This window comes from Paenibacillus koleovorans NBRC 103111 (genome assembly GCF_004000845.1).
Lineage (GTDB): Bacteria > Bacillota > Bacilli > Paenibacillales > NBRC-103111 > Paenibacillus_AA > Paenibacillus_AA koleovorans.
Map to the genome: position 1 here is coordinate 16,334 of NZ_BIMA01000039.1, position 16,612 is coordinate 32,945.

The window sequence follows — 16,612 nt, forward strand, 5'->3', positions numbered from 1 at the left end:
TAAAAAGAAAGGAACTTTACACAGATCACCTTACAATTTGCGTGCCGCCAGGGTGAATGTCTTCGGAATGCCTTTGTCGAACAAGTCGGAGGAGGCGTTCGCTTCTTCGTCCAGCCGTTCCAGGAACAACCCGGCGGACGCCACCCCGGTCACGATCTCGCCAAGCGTCCACTTGCGGAGCTTGACCTTGTGCATGGTCGCGGAATCGAGCCCCGGGACGAACTTCGAATAGGCGACATCGGTCTCCTCGATGGACGTGTCGAAATAGTCGCCGGTCACCTTATGCTTGCGAATGTTGGCCGTCGTTCCGCGGGAGGTGATCAGCTTGGTCGAGACGGGGTGAAAATCTTGCAGAATAAACCGTCCGCCGGGGTGCAGCAGCCGATTTACGATCCGCATCAGAGGCTCCAGCTCGAGAAAATAGTGAAGGATGCCGAATTCCATCAGCACGAGGTCATAGTCCCCGGTCAGCTCTTCGTCCGGCAGCTCCAGCACGTCCGCGACCACATAGCGGAGCGGGACCCCTGCTGCCGCGGCGAGCTCGCCGGCGTATTGCGCGTTCTCGTCGGAGAAATCGACGACTGTGACCGTCGCGCCGAGCAGCGCCATCGGGACCGCCTTGCCGCCGTGCGAGCCGAGCAGGTTCGCGACTTTCCGCCCGGCCAGCTCGCCGGTATAGGCGGCGAAGGAGCGGATGCGGGCGGCAGGATCGGCTTTCAGGCGAGCCGCAGCTTGCTCGGGCGTGCCGAATCGATGCACCCAAGCGTCGTAGGCGTGCTGGTTCCACGCCTTGGCATTGTGAAGATTCAATTCTTTTTGCATAGAGCGTCCTGTTCCTTCGTTCACTTGGATTATTGTACCCAGTATATCCAACGAACAACCAAGTAGCAATCCATGCTTCCGTGAAGTTGTAAGAGAAGTAGGAAATGAGAAAGATGTTGTATTAAAATACATAATAGTGCATAATTATAAGTGCAACGAATGAAACCGCTAATGAGGTGATACAAGATGATGATTGCATTTGAGAATCGAATGCCGGATCCGTATATGCTCGAGAAGCTGCTGAAGGAAAGCGCCAAACAACGTGAAAACGCCGGGCCCAATACCGCTGCTGTAGCCGGTTCCACCCCAATCGGAAGTTCGCCTTCCGCCACATCCGACGACGACACCTTTCCTTATAGCATGATGGATACCTCAGCGAACGACCGGATCATCGCCGCCTATGACGACAGCCGGTTGGTCGGCTTTGGCCGCTTGGTGGCTTCCTCCGCCTCGGCCTCCGCCGACCCAGCCTCCTCCTCCTCTCCTTACGACGGTGAAGAGCAGCCAACCACCTCCTTCGTCGTGCTGACGGATGATGGGCATCGCGACCTGATCCCGACGATTACGAAGCTGCTGCATGCCCGCAAGTATGTCCGTAGTCACCATACGATCTAGGATAATGCCGGTCCCGAACTTGTATTAGAGCCCCGCGGCTTTTGCGGGGTATTTTTGCTTTGCACGGCAGAAGGTTTGATGTATGATGGGATATAACCGAAAGTCAGCTATAGGAACGGAGGAATTGGCGGCATGAAGGAGATCAACTACAAAATATTGGACCTGCTGAAGGAAGACGCCCGACGCGGACCCGATATTATCGCGACGATGCTGGACATTACCCAGCAGGAAGTGATCGACGCGATCGACGAAATGGAAGAAGGCCACGTCATTGTGAAATACGCGACCGTGGTCAACTGGAGCAAGGTCGATGACGAGAAAGTGACGGCGCTCATCGAAGTGCAAATTACGCCGGAGCGCGGAAGAGGGTTCGATGCGATCGCGGAAAAGATTTATTTGTACCCGGCGGTAAAATCGGTCTACCTCATGTCCGGCGCCTATGATTTGCTCGTGGAGATCGAGGGCAAGAACTTGCGCGAGGTCGCGGGATTCGTGTCCAACAAGCTGTCTCCGATTGAGAGCGTGCTTTCGACCAAAACGCATTTCATTCTCAAAAAATACAAGCAAGACGGGATCATCTTGGAGGATCACGTGGATGATCACCGGATGCAGATATCCCCGTAAAGGACGATGGCGATGATTAATCAGGAGCAATTAACGCCGGGCCAGACCGGCTCTAATAAGTCGATGAAGGATTACCTCAATCCGCTCGTCCGCGATATTCCGCCGTCGGGCATCCGCAAGTTTTTCGACCTCGTCAGCGCGAGCAAGGACATCATCTCGCTCGGCGTCGGCGAACCCGATTTCGTCACTCCATGGCGCGTCCGCGAAGCTTGCGTGACATCGCTAGACCGCGGCCGAACCGCCTACACGCCGAACGCCGGCCTGTTGGAGCTGCGCGAAGCGATCGCCGAATACTTGAACACCCAATTCGCCGTTCGATATGAGCCGAAGGACGAAGTGATCGTCACGATCGGCGGCAGCGAAGCGATCGACCTGGCGCTGCGTGCGTTGATCTCCCCCGGCGATGAGATTCTCATCCCCGAGCCGTGCTACATCTCTTACTCGCCGATTACTGCGATTACGGGCGGCGTGCCGGTCGGTATAGAGACGTTCGCGAAGGACGACTTCAAGCTGCGTCCCGAAGCGCTTCGCGCCAAAATTACACCGAAGTCCAAGGTACTCATGGTGTGCTATCCGAGCAACCCGACAGGCGGCATCATGACCCGCGAGGACTGGGAGCCGATTGCGAAGATCGCCGAAGAACACGACCTGATCGTCATCTCCGACGAGATTTATGCCGAGCTTACGTACGGGTCGAAGCATGTAAGCTTCGCTTCGCTGCCGGGCATGAAGGATCGGACGATTCTGGTCAGCGGCTTCTCCAAGGCGTTCGCCATGACCGGCTGGCGGATGGGTTATGCTTGCGGGCACCAGGAGTTGATCGCGGCCATGCTCAAGATTCACCAATACACGGTGATGTGCGCCCCGGTAATGGGCCAGATCGCCGCTTATGAGGCGCTCAAGAACGGCTTGGAGGAGAAGGATCGGATGGTTGAAGCTTACAACCAGCGCCGCCGTCTCGTCGTCAAGGGCTTCCGCGAGATCGGCCTGGACTGCCATGAGCCGAACGGCGCGTTCTACGCCTTCCCTTCGATCGCTTCGACAGGACTTACGTCGGAGGAGTTTTGCCAGCGGCTGCTGCTCGAGGGCAAGGTCGCAACCGTGCCGGGCCAGGTGTTCGGCCTAGGCGGCGAAAGCTTTATCCGTTGCTCCTATGCGACCTCCGTCACCCAATTGACTGAAGCGTTGGAGCGAATTTCCACTTTTGTCGACAAAGTCAGAGTAAGTTCGTAAACGGTTGTTGGACGCATAGTGCAATGGACTCTCCCTTTTTTTTCTACTTTCTGGTATATTAGACTTAACCGTTGCATTGCAAGCGCACGGTTTTGTCTAACCATGGTGCAAAGGGGGAATTCATATGCTTTACGAAGCCGATATGATTCGCGCTACCTATCCTCACAGCCTGGTTCGAGAAACATCCAGACCGCTCCGCTGGTCTTACCGCAGCAAGAACGACTCTACGACCCCGACCCCCGACACCTCGGTATCGCTGGAAGATGAGATTGTCCGCTTGCGCAAGTCGATGGAGGATGCATACGTAGCCAATCAGTCGTTAACCGCCGACATCGTCATCGAGATTAGCCGAATGCTCGACATCAAGATTTTGGAGTACATGCGCAAATCTCGCTAAAAGCCTTACGGTTCTGCCTTCTACCTAACGACCCGTTCCAATCGCGCCACGCCGCGGTTGGCGGGTCTTGTTTATTTTCGTATCGGCGGCCGTTATGATATGATGGGTGTCAGGATAGAGAGATCAGGACAGGAGGAGAACGGCTTACAGATGCGCAAGAAATCGATTATGTTAGGACTTGTTATGGCAATGCTGATAGGGGTGCTGGCAGGCTGCGGGGGACCGAAATCGGATGTGCCGATGTTCGCGATGTTCCCGGACAAATATCCGTTCAACAAGATTGAAGTGATGGAGTCGACGCTAAAAGCCAAAGTAGGCGAGACGCCTACGCTCGAAATCAATTCGAGCCCGATGTTTAATATGGACAAGCTATTCGTAGAGCTCGCGGCAGGAGATAACGGCATCATTATCGTTCCGAAGGAGCAATTCGATATGTTCGCCAGCCAGGAAGGCTATATTCCGCTGGACGATACGTTCAAGAAGGAAGATTACCCGACCGGCGTGTACAAGGATCAGTTGGTCGGCGTGCCGGTGTCGGACTCCAAGTGGTTGACGGACCTCGGCTACAAGGGTCCTCCGATGATGGCGTTCGTTCCGTTCCGGGCGAAGAACAAAGAGATGGCGAAGCAGGTGCTGAAGGCGATCATGCAATAGGCTTGTCAGATCAGACCCCTTCTACTATAATTCAATAGGTAGCAGCTTGATCAATTGAATACTTGGAATATCCTTCAGGTGCCGGTGCTGCGTCTTCTTCCTGGAAGGCACGTCCGGTTAAAAGGGAAGTCGGTGTGAATCCGACACGGTCCCGCCACTGTAAAATAGGGATCTGCCTCATCGGTAGCCACTGTCCGGACGACGGATGGGAAGGCGAGGGAGATCATGCTGAACCTATAAGTCAGGAGACCTGCCTGTATGGAGTCAAGCTTATGGAATCCTTCGAGGAAAAGGACCGGCTGAATCAGGCGTCGCAGGCACGGACCACATCCGACCTGGCTTTTCTTCAACCCTGAATTTGCTGACCTCTGTCCCATCGCGGATGGAGGTTTTTTAGTTGTACTAGCCTTCCTAATAGAAGCGGATCCTTGGCGTTCAATCGGACAAGCTCTCGATATTTTTGCCGTAGGCAGGGGAGAGAGAATCGATGAAGAGCAAATGGTTGGTTGGTTTGGCGGCGCTGTTGGTCAGTGCTATGGTGATAGCGGGATGTGCGGATAATGGCAGCGGAGGCACGCCTAGCGGGGTCAAGGAACCTACGACAGCGGCGGGCGGCAGCAGCGTTAGCCCAAGTGCCAGTCCAAGTCCGAGCGCACCGGCCGCGGCAAGCAAGAAGACGGTATACCCGCTGACGGTGAAGGACGCTTCCGGCAAAGACGTGACGTTCACGAAGGCGCCGGAGCGTATCGTGTCGCTATCGCCGAGCGAGACGGAGGTCTTGTTTGCACTCGGGTTAAACAGTAAAATAGTGGGTGTATCCCAATACGACGACTACCCGGAAGAGGCAAAATCGAAGCCGAAGATGGGCAACCTGCAAGGAAACCCGGAAGCGATTATCGCCGCCAATCCGGATATCGTATTCGCCGGGCTGTCGCTGAACAAACCTTCGGTGGACAAGCTGACCGAGCTGAAGATGAACCTGTTCACGGCGGAGCCGAAGACGGTCGACCAGGCGATCGAGCGGATCGCGCTGTACGGCAAAATCACCGACACGCAGGAGCAGGCCGATAAAGTGATCGCGCAGATGAAGGCGGATAAGCAGAAAGTCGCCGATGCGTTGAAAGGTTTGAAGGACGACCAGAAGAAAAAAGTATACGTAGAGTTCTCCGCGGGCTGGACCGTGGGCAAGGGCGAATTTATGGACGATCTCATTACGCTGGCAGGTGGCGTGAACGTGGCGAGCGATCTCCAGGGCTGGAAGCAGATCAGCGAAGAGAAGATTATCCAGTCGAATCCGGAGGTCATCCTGTTCTCCAAGGGCGTGCCGGATCTCGAGAAGACGATTCGCGGCCGCGGCGGCTGGGACAAGATCAAGGCGATGCAAGACAACAAGGTGATTGCAGTGGACGACAACCTGCTGTCCCGTCCGGGCCCGCGAGTAACGAAAGCGTTGATAGACGTAGCGAAAGCCATTTATCCCGATCTGGTGAAATAACGATGAAGAAGAAGCTGTTGGTTGGAGGAGGAGCAGGCATGCTTCTCCTTCTTCTCTCTATGGTGGTCAGTTTGTCGATGGGGGCGGCGCATTTGCCGATCTCGCACGTCTGGCTCATTCTGCTGCACAACATTCCGTGGGTTGGGGATGCGGTGCCGGTCACCTGGCCGGAGTCCTCCGAGCAAATTATTATGAAGGTGCGCTTCCCCCGGGTGATGCTGGGCATTCTGGTGGGGGCTTGTTTGTCGCTTGCGGGAGCGGGCTTCCAGGGCGTGCTGCGCAATCCGCTGGCCGATCCGTATACGCTTGGCGTAGCTTCGGGTTCGTCCGTCGGAGCCGCGTTTCTCATCCTGTTCGGGCTGCAATATGTGCTGCTCGGGCAATGGACGATTCCGTTGGTGGCTTTTACGACCGGCTTGATCAGCTTGTGGATCGTGTTCCGGCTTGCTAATTTTCAAGGGAAGTTTCAGATGGAGACGATCATCCTCTCGGGGGTGGTCGTATCGGCGTTTCTCGGAGCGATCGTGTCGTTCATGGTGTCGATGTCGAGCCGGGTTGTCAACGATATTTTGTTTTGGCTGATGGGCAGCTTGGCGCTGAGAGGCTGGTCGTACACGTGGATCGTACTGCCCTATTTGCTGCTCGGACTGGTCGTGCTGACGGCGAGCGCGAGGTCGCTGAATTTGTTCGCATTGGGCGAAAGGCAGGCGGCGCATCTGGGGGTGTCGGTGGATCGGACGAAAAAAGTAGTTTTGATTATGTCCACCTTGCTGACGGCGGCGGCTGTTTCCGTGTCGGGCGTTATCGGATTCGTCGGGTTGATTACGCCGCATCTCGTGAGGCTGATGGTCGGGCCGGATTACCGGCTGATCGTGCCTTTGTCGATGATCGCCGGCGGCATTTACGTGCTGTGGGCGGACACGCTGGCGCGGATGGCGCTGAGCCCTACGGAAATTCCGCTTGGCGTGGTGACGGCTTTTATCGGGGCGCCGTTTTTCGCTTATTTGTTGAGCAAGCACAAGAAGACGATAAGGGGCTAAGGGGGCGGCGAAATGGTCATTACGATGGAACATGTGAGCAAATTGTTCGACCGTCGGCCTGTGCTGGCGGATGTGAGCGGTTCGGTGCGGCGCGGCGAGCTGTTCGGCATCATCGGCCCGAACGGGAGCGGCAAGTCGACGCTGCTCAAGCTGCTGTCGGGCGTCGAGAAGGCGGATAGCGGCGTTGTGGAACTCGATGGCCGTCCGGTAGCCGGGTATTCGCGTCGAGAGCTGGCGCGATGGGTCGCGGTGCTGCAGCAGGAGCCGCTGCCGGCGATCGGGTTCAAGGTGCGGGACGTCGTGGAGATGGGCCGGTTCCCGTTTCAGAATTGGCTCGGCGATGAGACGGGCGATACGTCGGCGCTGATCGAGGGGATCATCGAGAAGCTGGGGTTGGGAGCGCTCGCGGAGCGGACGCTCGAGCACTTGAGCGGCGGCGAGCGGCAGCGGGTGGCGCTCGCCAAGGTGATGGCCCAGCAGCCGAAGCTGCTGCTGCTGGACGAGCCGACGACGTACCTGGACATCGGGTACCAGGTCCAGATGATGGACGCCGTCCGGCGCTGGCAGACGGAGTCGGATTTGACCGTCGTGGCGGTGCTCCACGACTTGAACTTGGCGGCGCAGTATTGCGACCGGCTGCTCGTGCTGCACGAAGGCGTCGTCGCTAGCGTGGGGACGCCGGCCGAGGTGATGCGGCGCGAGCTGATCGCCGCGGTGTACGGCACGGAGCCGATCATAGCGGCTCATCCTGTGAGCGGCGTGCCGCAGATCATGCTGCAGCCGGGCTGGGGCGCCGGGGCTCGCGCGGGCAGCGGCGCTGCTGTAGGCGTGGGCCGCTGAGTCGGCAGGAGCCAGAGTAGACGGCAGGGTTGATGGATGGACTAACTGGAGCTGTGACTGGTGCTGGATGCGGGAGTTGGTGCAGAAATGGACGAACTGGAGCTGTGGCTGGTGCTGGATGCGGGAGTTGGTGCAGAAATGGACGAACTCGGGTGCAGAATGGTGCTGGGTTGGTCGCAAAGATAGACGGGATGGGGGATGTAGTGTATGGAGCGTGTTAGCGAGAGCAAGCTGACTGAGCTGGAGGCGGCGCTGGCGAAGGTGATCGGCGGAATTCAGCCGATTGATGCGGAGGCGGTCGAGGCGGCCAAACGTCGGCTCGATCAATTGACCAAGCCGCCCGGCAGCCTCGGGCGGCTCGAGGAGCTCGCCTGGCAGATCGCGGGGATGACCGGCAGGCTCGACCCCGACCTGTCGCGCAAGGCGGTCGTTGTCATGGCAGGCGACCACGGCGTGTGCGAGGAAGGCGTGAGCGCCTTCCCGCAGGAGGTGACGCCGCAGATGGTGCTCAACTTCCTGCACGGCGGCGCCGCCGTGAATGTGCTGGCGCGCCATGCGGGAGCGGAGGTCGTCTGCGTCGATGTCGGCGTGAAGGCCGACATCGCGCATCCGCAGCTCGTGAGCCGCAAGGTGCGCTACGGCACGGCGAACATCGCCGTGGGGCCGGCGATGAGCCGGGCGGAAGCCGCGCAAGCGGTGCTAGTCGGCGTCGAGACGGTGCGCGACCTCGGGGAGCGCGGGTTCAGGCTGTTCGCGACGGGGGAGATGGGCATCGGCAACACGACCCCGAGCTCCGCGCTGCTCGCGGCGCTGACCGGCGCGAACGTCGAGGCCGTCGTCGGCCGCGGCACCGGCATCGACGAGGCGAGGCGGCAGCATAAGGCCGCGGTCGTGCGGCGCGCGCTCGAGGCGAACCGAGAGGCGGTCGCCGCCGGCGCCGGCGATCCGCTCGGCGTGCTCGCCGCGCTCGGCGGCCTCGAGATCGCCGGCCTCGTCGGCGTCATCATCGGCGCCGCCGCGCAACACTGCCCCGTCGTGATCGACGGGTTCATCTCTTCGGCGGCGGCGCTCGTGGCGAGCCGGCTCGCTCCTGAGGCGGCGAGCTACATGCTGCCGTCGCATTTGTCGCAGGAGCAAGGCCACCGCCAGCTCCTCGAGGGCATCGGGATGAAGCCGATGCTGGAGATGGGCATGCGCCTCGGCGAAGGCACAGGCGCAGTGCTCGGCCTCCCGATCGTGGAGGCGGCGGTCAAGATCATGAACGAGATGGCCACGTTCGAAAGCGCCGGCATCTCGAAAGGGTAGGAGTCGATTCGACGCGATGCGGAACAACTGGAACACGATACTCGTCACTGGCGGCGCCCGCAGCGGCAAAAGCTCGTTCGCCGAGCGGCTCGCGCAGCGGCTGGCCGCCCGCGGCACCTATATCGCGACGGCGCAGGCGCTCGACGCGGAGATGGACGACCGCGTCGCGCAGCACCGCCGTCGCCGGGACGATGTCGCCCCGGGATTCTGGGCGACGTTGGAGGAGCCGCTGCAGCTCGCGGAGCGGCTGCGCGCACTCGGGGCGGCGGCGTCCGGCCAGACCGCGCCTCAGCCGCCGCAGGTAGTGCTAGTCGACTGCCTCACATTGTGGCTGTCGAATCATGTGCTCGTCCACGAGCACGACGAGCGCATGGAGGCGCGGATCGAAGCTGAGCTCGAGGAGCTGGAGGCGGCGATCCGGCAGTTCCCGGGGCGGCTCGTTCTCGTCACGAACGAGGTCGGCAACGGCATCGTGCCTGCATATAAGCTGGGGCGCGTGTTCCGCGACCTGGCCGGGCGGATGAACCAGCGCCTGGCACGGATATGCGACCGCGTCTTCCTCGTCACGGCGGGTATCCCGATCGAGCTCAAGAGCCTCGAGTTCCGACTGGACGAGCTGGATGCTCTGGACGACCTAAATGTCCTGGATGCGAATGTGAATGTAGAATCGGATGCAGATGTTGATGCAAATGGGGATGGGGAGCCGAAATGCTGATCTACTCCCTCCCCGAAACCGCCCTGATGATCGCCGCGGCGATTGCGCTAGACTGGCTGATAGGCGACCCGCGGTGGCTGACCCACCCGGTCGTATGGATCGGCCGCTTCATCACTTGGCTGAGCGGCTTGCTGCGACGGCGCGAGCAGGCGTCGGAACGAGGCAGCGGCGCGAGCGTCGGAAGCAGCGGCGCCAGCGTCGGCTTGTCCCCGCTGCAACTGCGTCTGCGCGGCGTCTTGCTTACTGCCGCGACCGTGCTGCTCGCCTTCGCCGCCGTGTGGCTGCTCTGGTGCGTTGCCGACCGCATCCACCCGTGGCTAGGCTACGCGGTGAATGTCTGGTTCATCTCGACGACGATCGCCGTGCGCGGTCTGCGGGATGCAGCCGTGCAAGTGCTGGAGCCGCTGAGCCGCGGCGATCTGACGAATGCTCGCAAGTACGTCGGCTACATCGTCGGGCGGGACACCGATAAGCTGGAGGAGCGGGAGATCGTTCGCGCAACGGTGGAGACGGTGTCCGAGAACACGGTCGACGCCGTCGTGTCCCCGCTCGTGTTCGCCCTGCTCGGCGGAGCTCCGCTCGCCATGCTGTACCGGGCGGCGAACACGCTCGATTCGATGGTCGGCTACAAAAACGAGAAGTACCGCTACTTCGGTTGGGCATCCGCTCGTTTCGACGATGTTCTGAATTATATACCGGCACGAATGACGGGGCTTCTGATTGTGCTTTACAGCCTTCTGGAGCCCGGTCTATCCGCCCGTCGCTCGTTTCAGGCGATTCGCCGGTTCGCCCACCTGCATCCGAGCCCGAACAGCGGCATACCCGAATCCGCCGTCGCCGGCGCGATGGGTGTGGAGCTGGGGGGCTTGAACCGCTACGGGGAAGTCGTCAGCGACCGGGCGCGGATGGGGTGGCCGGAGCAGGAGCTGCGGCAACACCATATCGGCCGAACGAACCGCATTTGCTATGGGATCAGTTGGCTTTGGATGGGAGCGATGGGCTGCATATGGGCAATTTCCAACCTGTAGAATGGCTGAAGGCTTGCGCCGCGGCTTTCCAATTCCTGACCCGGATTCCGGTGCGGCTTCAGCTCGATTACGACGAGGCGCTGTTCCGGCGCAGCGCCGTCTTCTATCCGCTGGTCGGCGCCGTCATCGGCCTGCTGCTGCTGATCGCCGCGAAGCTGCTGGGTGCGGCGCTCCCCCCTGCAGCCTCCGCCGTCCTGCTCGTCGGAGGCTGGCTAGCTGTTACCGGCGGCCTCCATATGGACGGCCTGATGGACACCGCCGACGGCTTGCTCAGCCACCGCTCGCGGGAGCGGATGCTGGAGATTATGAAGGACAGCCGCGTAGGCGCGATGGGGGTGATGGGCGGCGGCTGGATGCTGCTGCTGAAGGCGGCGCTGCTCTACTCGCTGCTGGCCGATAGCGTCCATCCAGAGGCGCTGGATTACCTCGCGATCGTGCCGATCTGGAGCCGGTTATTCCTCGTGTACGCCATTGCCGGCTGGCCTTATGCCCGTGAAGGAGAAGGGCTCGGCCGGTTGTTCGCCGCCGTCTCCACTCGAGAAGCCGCACTCGCAACCATACTCGCCGTCGTACTGACGCTTGCTTTGTTCAATCCGCTTCAAATGGGTGTAGGCACGGCGTTGCTGCACCTGCTGACGACTGCCGCCCTAACTGCCATCATAGGCATCCTGGCCGCCCGTTGGATGGCCGCCAAGCTCGGCGGTCTCACGGGAGACACGTACGGCGCCTTGAACGAGCTGCTCGAGGCGGCGCTGCTGCTGGGGGCGGTCGCTTGGGGCTTTTATATGCAATAACTAGTAAAGGACGGATACTTACCGCTATGCTAGAGAAATACGGACACGGCGGCGACCTGCTGACCGCAGCCGAACAGTATGGAATACCGGTCAGCGGCTTCCTCGATTTCAGCTCGAATATGAACCCGTTCGGTCCCCCTTCCGTCGTAGGCGAAATTGCAACCAACCAATGGAAGCAGCTCGCCCGGTACCCCGATCCGGCCGTCCGCGAGCTGCGCAAGGCGTTGGCCGACCGTTATGGGATCGAGCCGGAGAGCATTCTGGTCGGCAACGGAGCGGCGGAGCTGATCGATCTCGCGATACGCTTGATTCAGCCGACGGCTACGGCGCTTGCTCGACCTTCGTTTACGGAGTACGAGGAAGCGGCTGCCAAGACGAACAGCAAGCTGCTCGGCATCCCTTTGTCGCACGACAACGATTTTACGCCGCAAGCCGATCAGTTGAGCCAAGCTGCCGCTCAAGCCGATCTGCTCGTGCTCGGGCATCCGAACAATCCGACCGGACAGCTGCTGGACCACACTTTGATGCGCTCGTTGGCCGAGGATGGAGTCGAGCTCCTGCTCGATGAAGCGTTTATGGATTTTGTCCCTGACGGCGACGAGGTACACAGCTTGCTGAAGCTCGCTGCCCGCACTCCTAATCTGCATGTGCTGCGCTCGATGACGAAGTTTTACGCCATCCCTGGCATTCGTCTGGGCTTCATCGTGTCGCATCCGGATTGGATCCGCCGGCTTCGCGAGCGGCAAGTGCCATGGAGCGTGAACAGCTTCGCCCAATGGATCGGCGCCGCCGTGCTGCGGGAAGCCGAATTCGAACGGAAAACCCGAGAATGGCTGGCGGAAGAAAACCCATGGCTAACGGGACAGCTGACCGCCCTCGGCATGCGCGTCTGTCCGAGCAGCGTCAACTACTTGCTGTTTGCGTTGCCGCAAGACCTCAGCGTGAAGCAGCTGCAGCGTTTGCTCGGCCGAAGAGGCATCCTGATCCGCGACGCTTCCCTGTTCGAAGGGCTGAATGAGTCGTATGCCCGCGTGGCCGTAAGGCGCCGAGAAGAGAATGAGCGTCTCGTGCGCGAGCTGGGGGACGCCGTGAGGCAATGGGAAGCCGGAGGAGAAGGAGGAATAGACGAATGAATCCAACGGAAACGGAACGAGAACAGGGATCTTCAACACCTGCAGCCCGCACGCTGATGTTTCAGGGAACGTCTTCCGATGTGGGCAAAAGCATACTGACTACGGCGCTCTGCCGCATTTTCCGACAGGACGGCTATCGGGTGGCTCCTTTCAAATCGCAGAACATGTCGCTCAACTCCTACGTCACGCCGGACGGCAAGGAGATCGGCCGCGCGCAAGGGATGCAAGCCGATGCCTGCGGCATTGCCGCCACGACGGATATGAATCCGATTCTGCTGAAGCCGAAGAAGGATATGGTCGCCCAGGTCGTCGTGCACGGCAAGCCGCTCAAGGACTTTGACGCGCGCGCCTATCGGGAGCAGTACTTGAAAGAAGCGGAGATCATCGTTCAGGACGCGCTCCGTCGGCTTCGCTCGCAATACGAGATCGTCTGTATCGAAGGGGCGGGCAGCCCAGCCGAAGTGAATCTGAAGGATCGCGATATCGTCAACATGCGGCTGGCGGGCTGGGCCGATGCGCCGGTGCTGCTGGTAGCCGACATCGACCGGGGCGGGGTATTCGCTTCCATCGTCGGCACGCTGGAGATTCTAGAGCCTGAGGAGCGGGATCGGGTGCACGGGTTCGTCATTAACAAGTTTCGCGGGGACGTCTCGCTCCTGCAGCCGGGGCTCGATTGGCTCGAGGCCAAGACGGGTAAGCCGGTGCTCGGCGTCATTCCTTATTTGCACGAGCTTGGGCTGGAGGACGAGGATTCCGCATCGCTCGACGCGAAGCTTAGTAAAGGCGGGCTGCAAACCTCGTCGCGGGATCAAGCCGACCTTCTCGATATAGCGATCCTGCGCCTCCCGCGCCTATCCAACTTTACCGACTTCGACCCGCTGCTGGCTGAGTCCGATGTTTCGCTTCGCTATATCACATCGCCTGACGATTGGGGCACACCAGATGCAGTCATTTTGCCCGGCAGCAAAAACACCGTCGACGACCTGCTCTACCTCGGAGCGAGCGGCCTCGTGACTCGTATTCGCGCTTTTGCGGAGGCAGGTGGCTGTCTGGCCGGCATTTGCGCCGGGTATCAGATGCTGGGCCGCCGTTTGCTAGATCCGGATCGTGTGGAGTCGGATGTGCCGGAGCTGGAGGGGCTTGGTTTTTTCCCGACCGAAACGGTATTCGCAGGTGAAAAAAGGACGGAGAGGATTGTAGGCACTACTTCGTTATCCGATGCGCCGGTTCGCGGCTACGAGATTCATATGGGGCGGACCCGTTTTCTCGAGCCGGTGGACCAGCCGTTCCGCATTAAAATTCATGATGCGCCGGAAGCTCCGGAGAGCTATCATCCTGATGGAGCGGTGACGGCCGACGGCCGAATTTGGGGCACATACATTCACGGCATTCTTCATAATGATGCGTTCCGCCGCAAGTGGCTGGACGGGCTGCGCCAGCGGAAAGGCTGGGCACCCCTGGACGAGACGGAGACGACGGCTTACGAGGGGCGGCGCGAAGCTGCTTTTGACCGGCTGGCTCAGCATGTGCGGGATCATTTGGATATGAAGCGTATATATTCCATTATGGGGTTACACTGATCTTAGAGGAGGACACGGGCGATGAAAATTTATACGCGTACGGGGGACCAAGGGCAGACGGGCGTAATCGGAGGACGCGTCGACAAAGACGATGTCCGCGTGGAAGCTTACGGGACGGTAGATGAGTTGAACTGCTTCGTCGGTCAAGCGATCAGCTTTATGAGCGATGACCGGTATGCCGATCTACGCGACGATTTGTTGAACGTGCAGCATGAGCTATTCGACTGCGGTTCCGATTTGGCGCTGCTCAAGCAAGATTTGCGGCCTTACAAAGTGACGGCGCCGATGGTGGATCAGCTCGAGGTATGGATCGACAAATACGATGCCGAGACGCAGGATTTGACTCGTTTTATCCTGCCCGGCGGCTGTACAGTGTCTTCGGCTCTACATGTGTGCCGGACTGTCTGCCGTCGTGCGGAACGCCGGGTCGTCTCGCTCGCCAAGGAGCAGCCGATCAATGAGGAAGTGCGCCGTTACCTGAACCGCTTGTCCGATCTGTTCTTCACGATAGCTCGGACGGCCAATGCCCGCGAGAGCGTGCCGGACGTGGAATATATTCGCAGCGCCGAGGTGTTTCGTCGAAAATAATGAGCTATTATGAACCTTTAACTTATACAGTTACTGCCGCGGATGAGGGTATGCTGCTCAAAACCTTGCTCCAAAACCGGCTGGGCGTGTCGCGCAAGCTGCTGTCGCGGGTCAAGCAGACGGAGCAAGGGCTGACCGTAAACGGCGAGCGGGTGTATACGACCGTCCGCGTGAAGGCGGGAGATTTGGTCGAGGTGCGGATGGAGGAGGAGGAGTCGGATGACATTTTGCCGGAGGCGATGTCGCTCGACATCTTGTTCGAGGATGAGCATCTGCTGGTTGTGAACAAACCGGCGGGGCAAATCGTACATCCTACGCATGGCCACTATACCGGTACGCTTGCGAACGGCGTCGTCCATTATTGGCAGCAGCAAGGGACGCGCGCCCGTTTTCGGCCGGTGCACCGGCTGGATCAGGATACGTCCGGCGCACTCGCGATCGCGAAGAATCCGTACATCCATCAGAATATTTCCGAGCAGATGCAGGCGGATGAAGTGGAAAAAGCATACGTCGCCTTTGTCCACGGTGCGGTGGACCCTGCGAGCGGTACGATTCGAGGACCGATCGATCGGGATCCGGCACAGCCGCATATCCGGATCGTCATGCCGGAGGGACAAGGGTATCCGTCCGTCACCCATTACGAGACGGAGCAGGTGTACGCCGGGCTCGCTTCGCGCGTGCGCATCCGCCTGGAGACGGGGCGTACGCACCAGATCCGCGTCCATATGCGGCATATCGGCCATCCGCTGATCGGGGACGCGATGTATGGGTTGGCGAGCCTGGAACGGGGCGGAGCCGGATTGGCCGACGGCGAGGCTGGAGCAGCGGCAGTCGACTCAGCCTCAATCAACTCCTCCGCTCTCTGCTTCGACCCGTCTCTGGACAAGCTCATCGCGCGCCATGCGCTCCACGCCGCGATGCTAGCGTTCAAACATCCGGTCACCGGGGAGCGGATGCAGTTCGAGGCGCCGCTGCCGGGCGATTTGGCCGGGCTTGAGCAAGCGTTGGCTGTTCGTGCATATTGTTAGCGACTTCTACGGAGGTAAAGTACACAAATAAGGAAGCGAATTTCTCTAGTTGCAGCGTCTTCCTATTAACTATGAACCCAAGTACATAGTTCGCGAAGTTGGCTTCCCGAGTTGTGTACTTGAGTTCATAGATCGCATAACGAAGTAACACTCAACGCATTTTGCTTCCGTATCTATTTACTTTGCTTCTCACCATCTGAACTCTTCATTGTTTCTACCGGTAAACTTCTGCATCAGGTGAAATTTTTCACAACCACCAACAGGGGGGCACGAACTCCTTTTTTCCAGATTTCAACAGGGGGCACGAACTCCTTTTTGCCAGATTTCAACAGAGTTCGCGCGCATACCGCCACGCCATCGCATCCACTCCAGAACCGGAAAGGAGCCACATCCCGCCATGCAGCCCTTTACGCGACGCGTCATCGAAATCATTCAAAGCATCCCGCCGGGCAAGGTCATGACCTACGGTCAAATCGCAGCCGAAGCCGGCAGCCCGAGAGGCGCCCGCCAGGTCGTTCGCATTCTGCACTCCCAATCCAGAGCCCATAATCTCCCGTGGCATCGCGTGGTGAATAGCCAAGGCGCCATCGCGCTCCAAGAGGACGAGCATCGCTTCCTGCAAATCACCAGCCTGCGAGAAGAAGGGGTGGAGGTGTCGGAGGACGGCTGCGTCGAGCTGGAGGAGTATCGTTATCTATCGGAACCCAAGCTGTGATATAGT

At 59.6% G+C, this 16,612-nt stretch carries 17 protein-coding genes, 1 pseudogene and 1 riboswitch; of the genes and pseudogenes, 17 read left to right on the forward strand and 1 reads right to left on the reverse strand.

From position 1 onward, the window contains the following. Window positions 1–30 precede the first annotated feature (30 nt). A complete protein-coding gene (locus tag PKO02S_RS14825) occupies window positions 31–822 on the reverse strand; it encodes a class I SAM-dependent methyltransferase (protein ID WP_127584120.1) in 792 nt (263 codons plus the stop codon). A 186-nt stretch (window positions 823–1,008) separates the two neighbouring features. Between PKO02S_RS14825 and PKO02S_RS14830 the strand changes: the two genes are divergently transcribed. From PKO02S_RS14830 to PKO02S_RS14910, 17 genes and pseudogenes are all read left to right on the forward strand, one after another. Further along, the gene (locus tag PKO02S_RS14830; protein ID WP_127584122.1) at window positions 1,009–1,437 is read left to right on the forward strand and encodes a hypothetical protein; all 429 of its coding nucleotides are present in this window, start codon (window positions 1,009–1,011) and stop codon (window positions 1,435–1,437) included. Window positions 1,438–1,569: 132 nt separating this feature from the next. Continuing rightward, window positions 1,570–2,061: an Lrp/AsnC family transcriptional regulator gene (locus tag PKO02S_RS14835; protein WP_127584124.1), complete on the forward strand. Its 492-nt coding sequence runs from the start codon at window positions 1,570–1,572 to the stop codon at window positions 2,059–2,061. A 12-nt stretch (window positions 2,062–2,073) separates the two neighbouring features. Continuing rightward, a complete protein-coding gene (locus PKO02S_RS14840) occupies window positions 2,074–3,294 on the forward strand; it encodes an aminotransferase class I/II-fold pyridoxal phosphate-dependent enzyme (protein ID WP_127584126.1) in 1,221 nt (406 codons plus the stop codon). A 124-nt stretch (window positions 3,295–3,418) separates the two neighbouring features. Beyond that, the gene (locus PKO02S_RS14845; protein WP_246067026.1) at window positions 3,419–3,691 is read left to right on the forward strand and encodes an aspartyl-phosphate phosphatase Spo0E family protein; all 273 of its coding nucleotides are present in this window, start codon (window positions 3,419–3,421) and stop codon (window positions 3,689–3,691) included. Between the two features lie 150 nt (window positions 3,692–3,841). Next, window positions 3,842–4,345 (forward strand): hypothetical protein, encoded by a 504-nt coding sequence (locus tag PKO02S_RS14850; protein WP_127584128.1) that lies wholly within the window; start codon window positions 3,842–3,844, stop codon window positions 4,343–4,345. Window positions 4,346–4,404: 59 nt separating this feature from the next. Then, window positions 4,405–4,617: riboswitch (cobalamin riboswitch) on the forward strand. A gap of 215 nt (window positions 4,618–4,832) precedes the next feature. Beyond that, window positions 4,833–5,840, forward strand: a complete 1,008-nt coding sequence (locus PKO02S_RS14855) for an ABC transporter substrate-binding protein (protein WP_127584130.1) — start codon at window positions 4,833–4,835, stop codon at window positions 5,838–5,840. Between the two features lie 2 nt (window positions 5,841–5,842). After that, the gene (locus PKO02S_RS14860) at window positions 5,843–6,880 is read left to right on the forward strand and encodes a FecCD family ABC transporter permease (RefSeq protein WP_127584132.1); all 1,038 of its coding nucleotides are present in this window, start codon (window positions 5,843–5,845) and stop codon (window positions 6,878–6,880) included. Window positions 6,881–6,892: 12 nt separating this feature from the next. Further along, on the forward strand, window positions 6,893–7,720 hold the full coding sequence (locus PKO02S_RS14865) for an ABC transporter ATP-binding protein (RefSeq protein WP_127584134.1): 828 nt from the start codon (window positions 6,893–6,895) through the stop codon (window positions 7,718–7,720). A 207-nt stretch (window positions 7,721–7,927) separates the two neighbouring features. After that, window positions 7,928–9,025, forward strand: a complete 1,098-nt coding sequence (gene cobT, locus PKO02S_RS14870; RefSeq protein WP_127584136.1) for a nicotinate-nucleotide--dimethylbenzimidazole phosphoribosyltransferase — start codon at window positions 7,928–7,930, stop codon at window positions 9,023–9,025. Between the two features lie 16 nt (window positions 9,026–9,041). Further along, window positions 9,042–9,635 (forward strand): annotated as a pseudogene (gene cobU / locus PKO02S_RS14875) (bifunctional adenosylcobinamide kinase/adenosylcobinamide-phosphate guanylyltransferase); the annotation flags it as partial. 98 nt (window positions 9,636–9,733) lie between these two features. After that, window positions 9,734–10,768, forward strand: a complete 1,035-nt coding sequence (gene cbiB, locus PKO02S_RS14880) for an adenosylcobinamide-phosphate synthase CbiB (RefSeq protein ID WP_127584140.1) — start codon at window positions 9,734–9,736, stop codon at window positions 10,766–10,768. Continuing rightward, window positions 10,747–11,562, forward strand: coding sequence for an adenosylcobinamide-GDP ribazoletransferase (cobS, locus tag PKO02S_RS14885; protein WP_127584142.1), 816 nt, complete (start codon window positions 10,747–10,749; stop codon window positions 11,560–11,562). Before cbiB ends, cobS begins: the two co-directional genes overlap by 22 nt. Window positions 11,563–11,588: 26 nt before the next feature. Further along, entirely contained in the window at window positions 11,589–12,695 is a 1,107-nt protein-coding gene (gene cobD, locus PKO02S_RS14890) for a threonine-phosphate decarboxylase CobD (RefSeq protein ID WP_127584144.1), read from the forward strand. Further along, window positions 12,692–14,275 carry a cobyric acid synthase gene (locus PKO02S_RS14895; protein ID WP_127584146.1) on the forward strand — a complete coding sequence of 528 codons (1,584 nt, stop codon included), beginning with the start codon at window positions 12,692–12,694 and terminating at the stop codon, window positions 14,273–14,275. Before cobD ends, PKO02S_RS14895 begins: the two co-directional genes overlap by 4 nt. A 21-nt stretch (window positions 14,276–14,296) precedes the next feature. Continuing rightward, window positions 14,297–14,863: a cob(I)yrinic acid a,c-diamide adenosyltransferase gene (locus PKO02S_RS14900; RefSeq protein ID WP_127584148.1), complete on the forward strand. Its 567-nt coding sequence runs from the start codon at window positions 14,297–14,299 to the stop codon at window positions 14,861–14,863. Then, the gene (locus PKO02S_RS14905; RefSeq protein ID WP_127584150.1) at window positions 14,863–15,891 is read left to right on the forward strand and encodes an RluA family pseudouridine synthase; all 1,029 of its coding nucleotides are present in this window, start codon (window positions 14,863–14,865) and stop codon (window positions 15,889–15,891) included. Before PKO02S_RS14900 ends, PKO02S_RS14905 begins: the two co-directional genes overlap by 1 nt. Before the next feature lie 397 nt (window positions 15,892–16,288). Beyond that, window positions 16,289–16,606, forward strand: a complete 318-nt coding sequence (locus PKO02S_RS14910) for an MGMT family protein (protein ID WP_127584152.1) — start codon at window positions 16,289–16,291, stop codon at window positions 16,604–16,606. The last annotated feature ends 6 nt before the right edge of the window (window positions 16,607–16,612 follow it).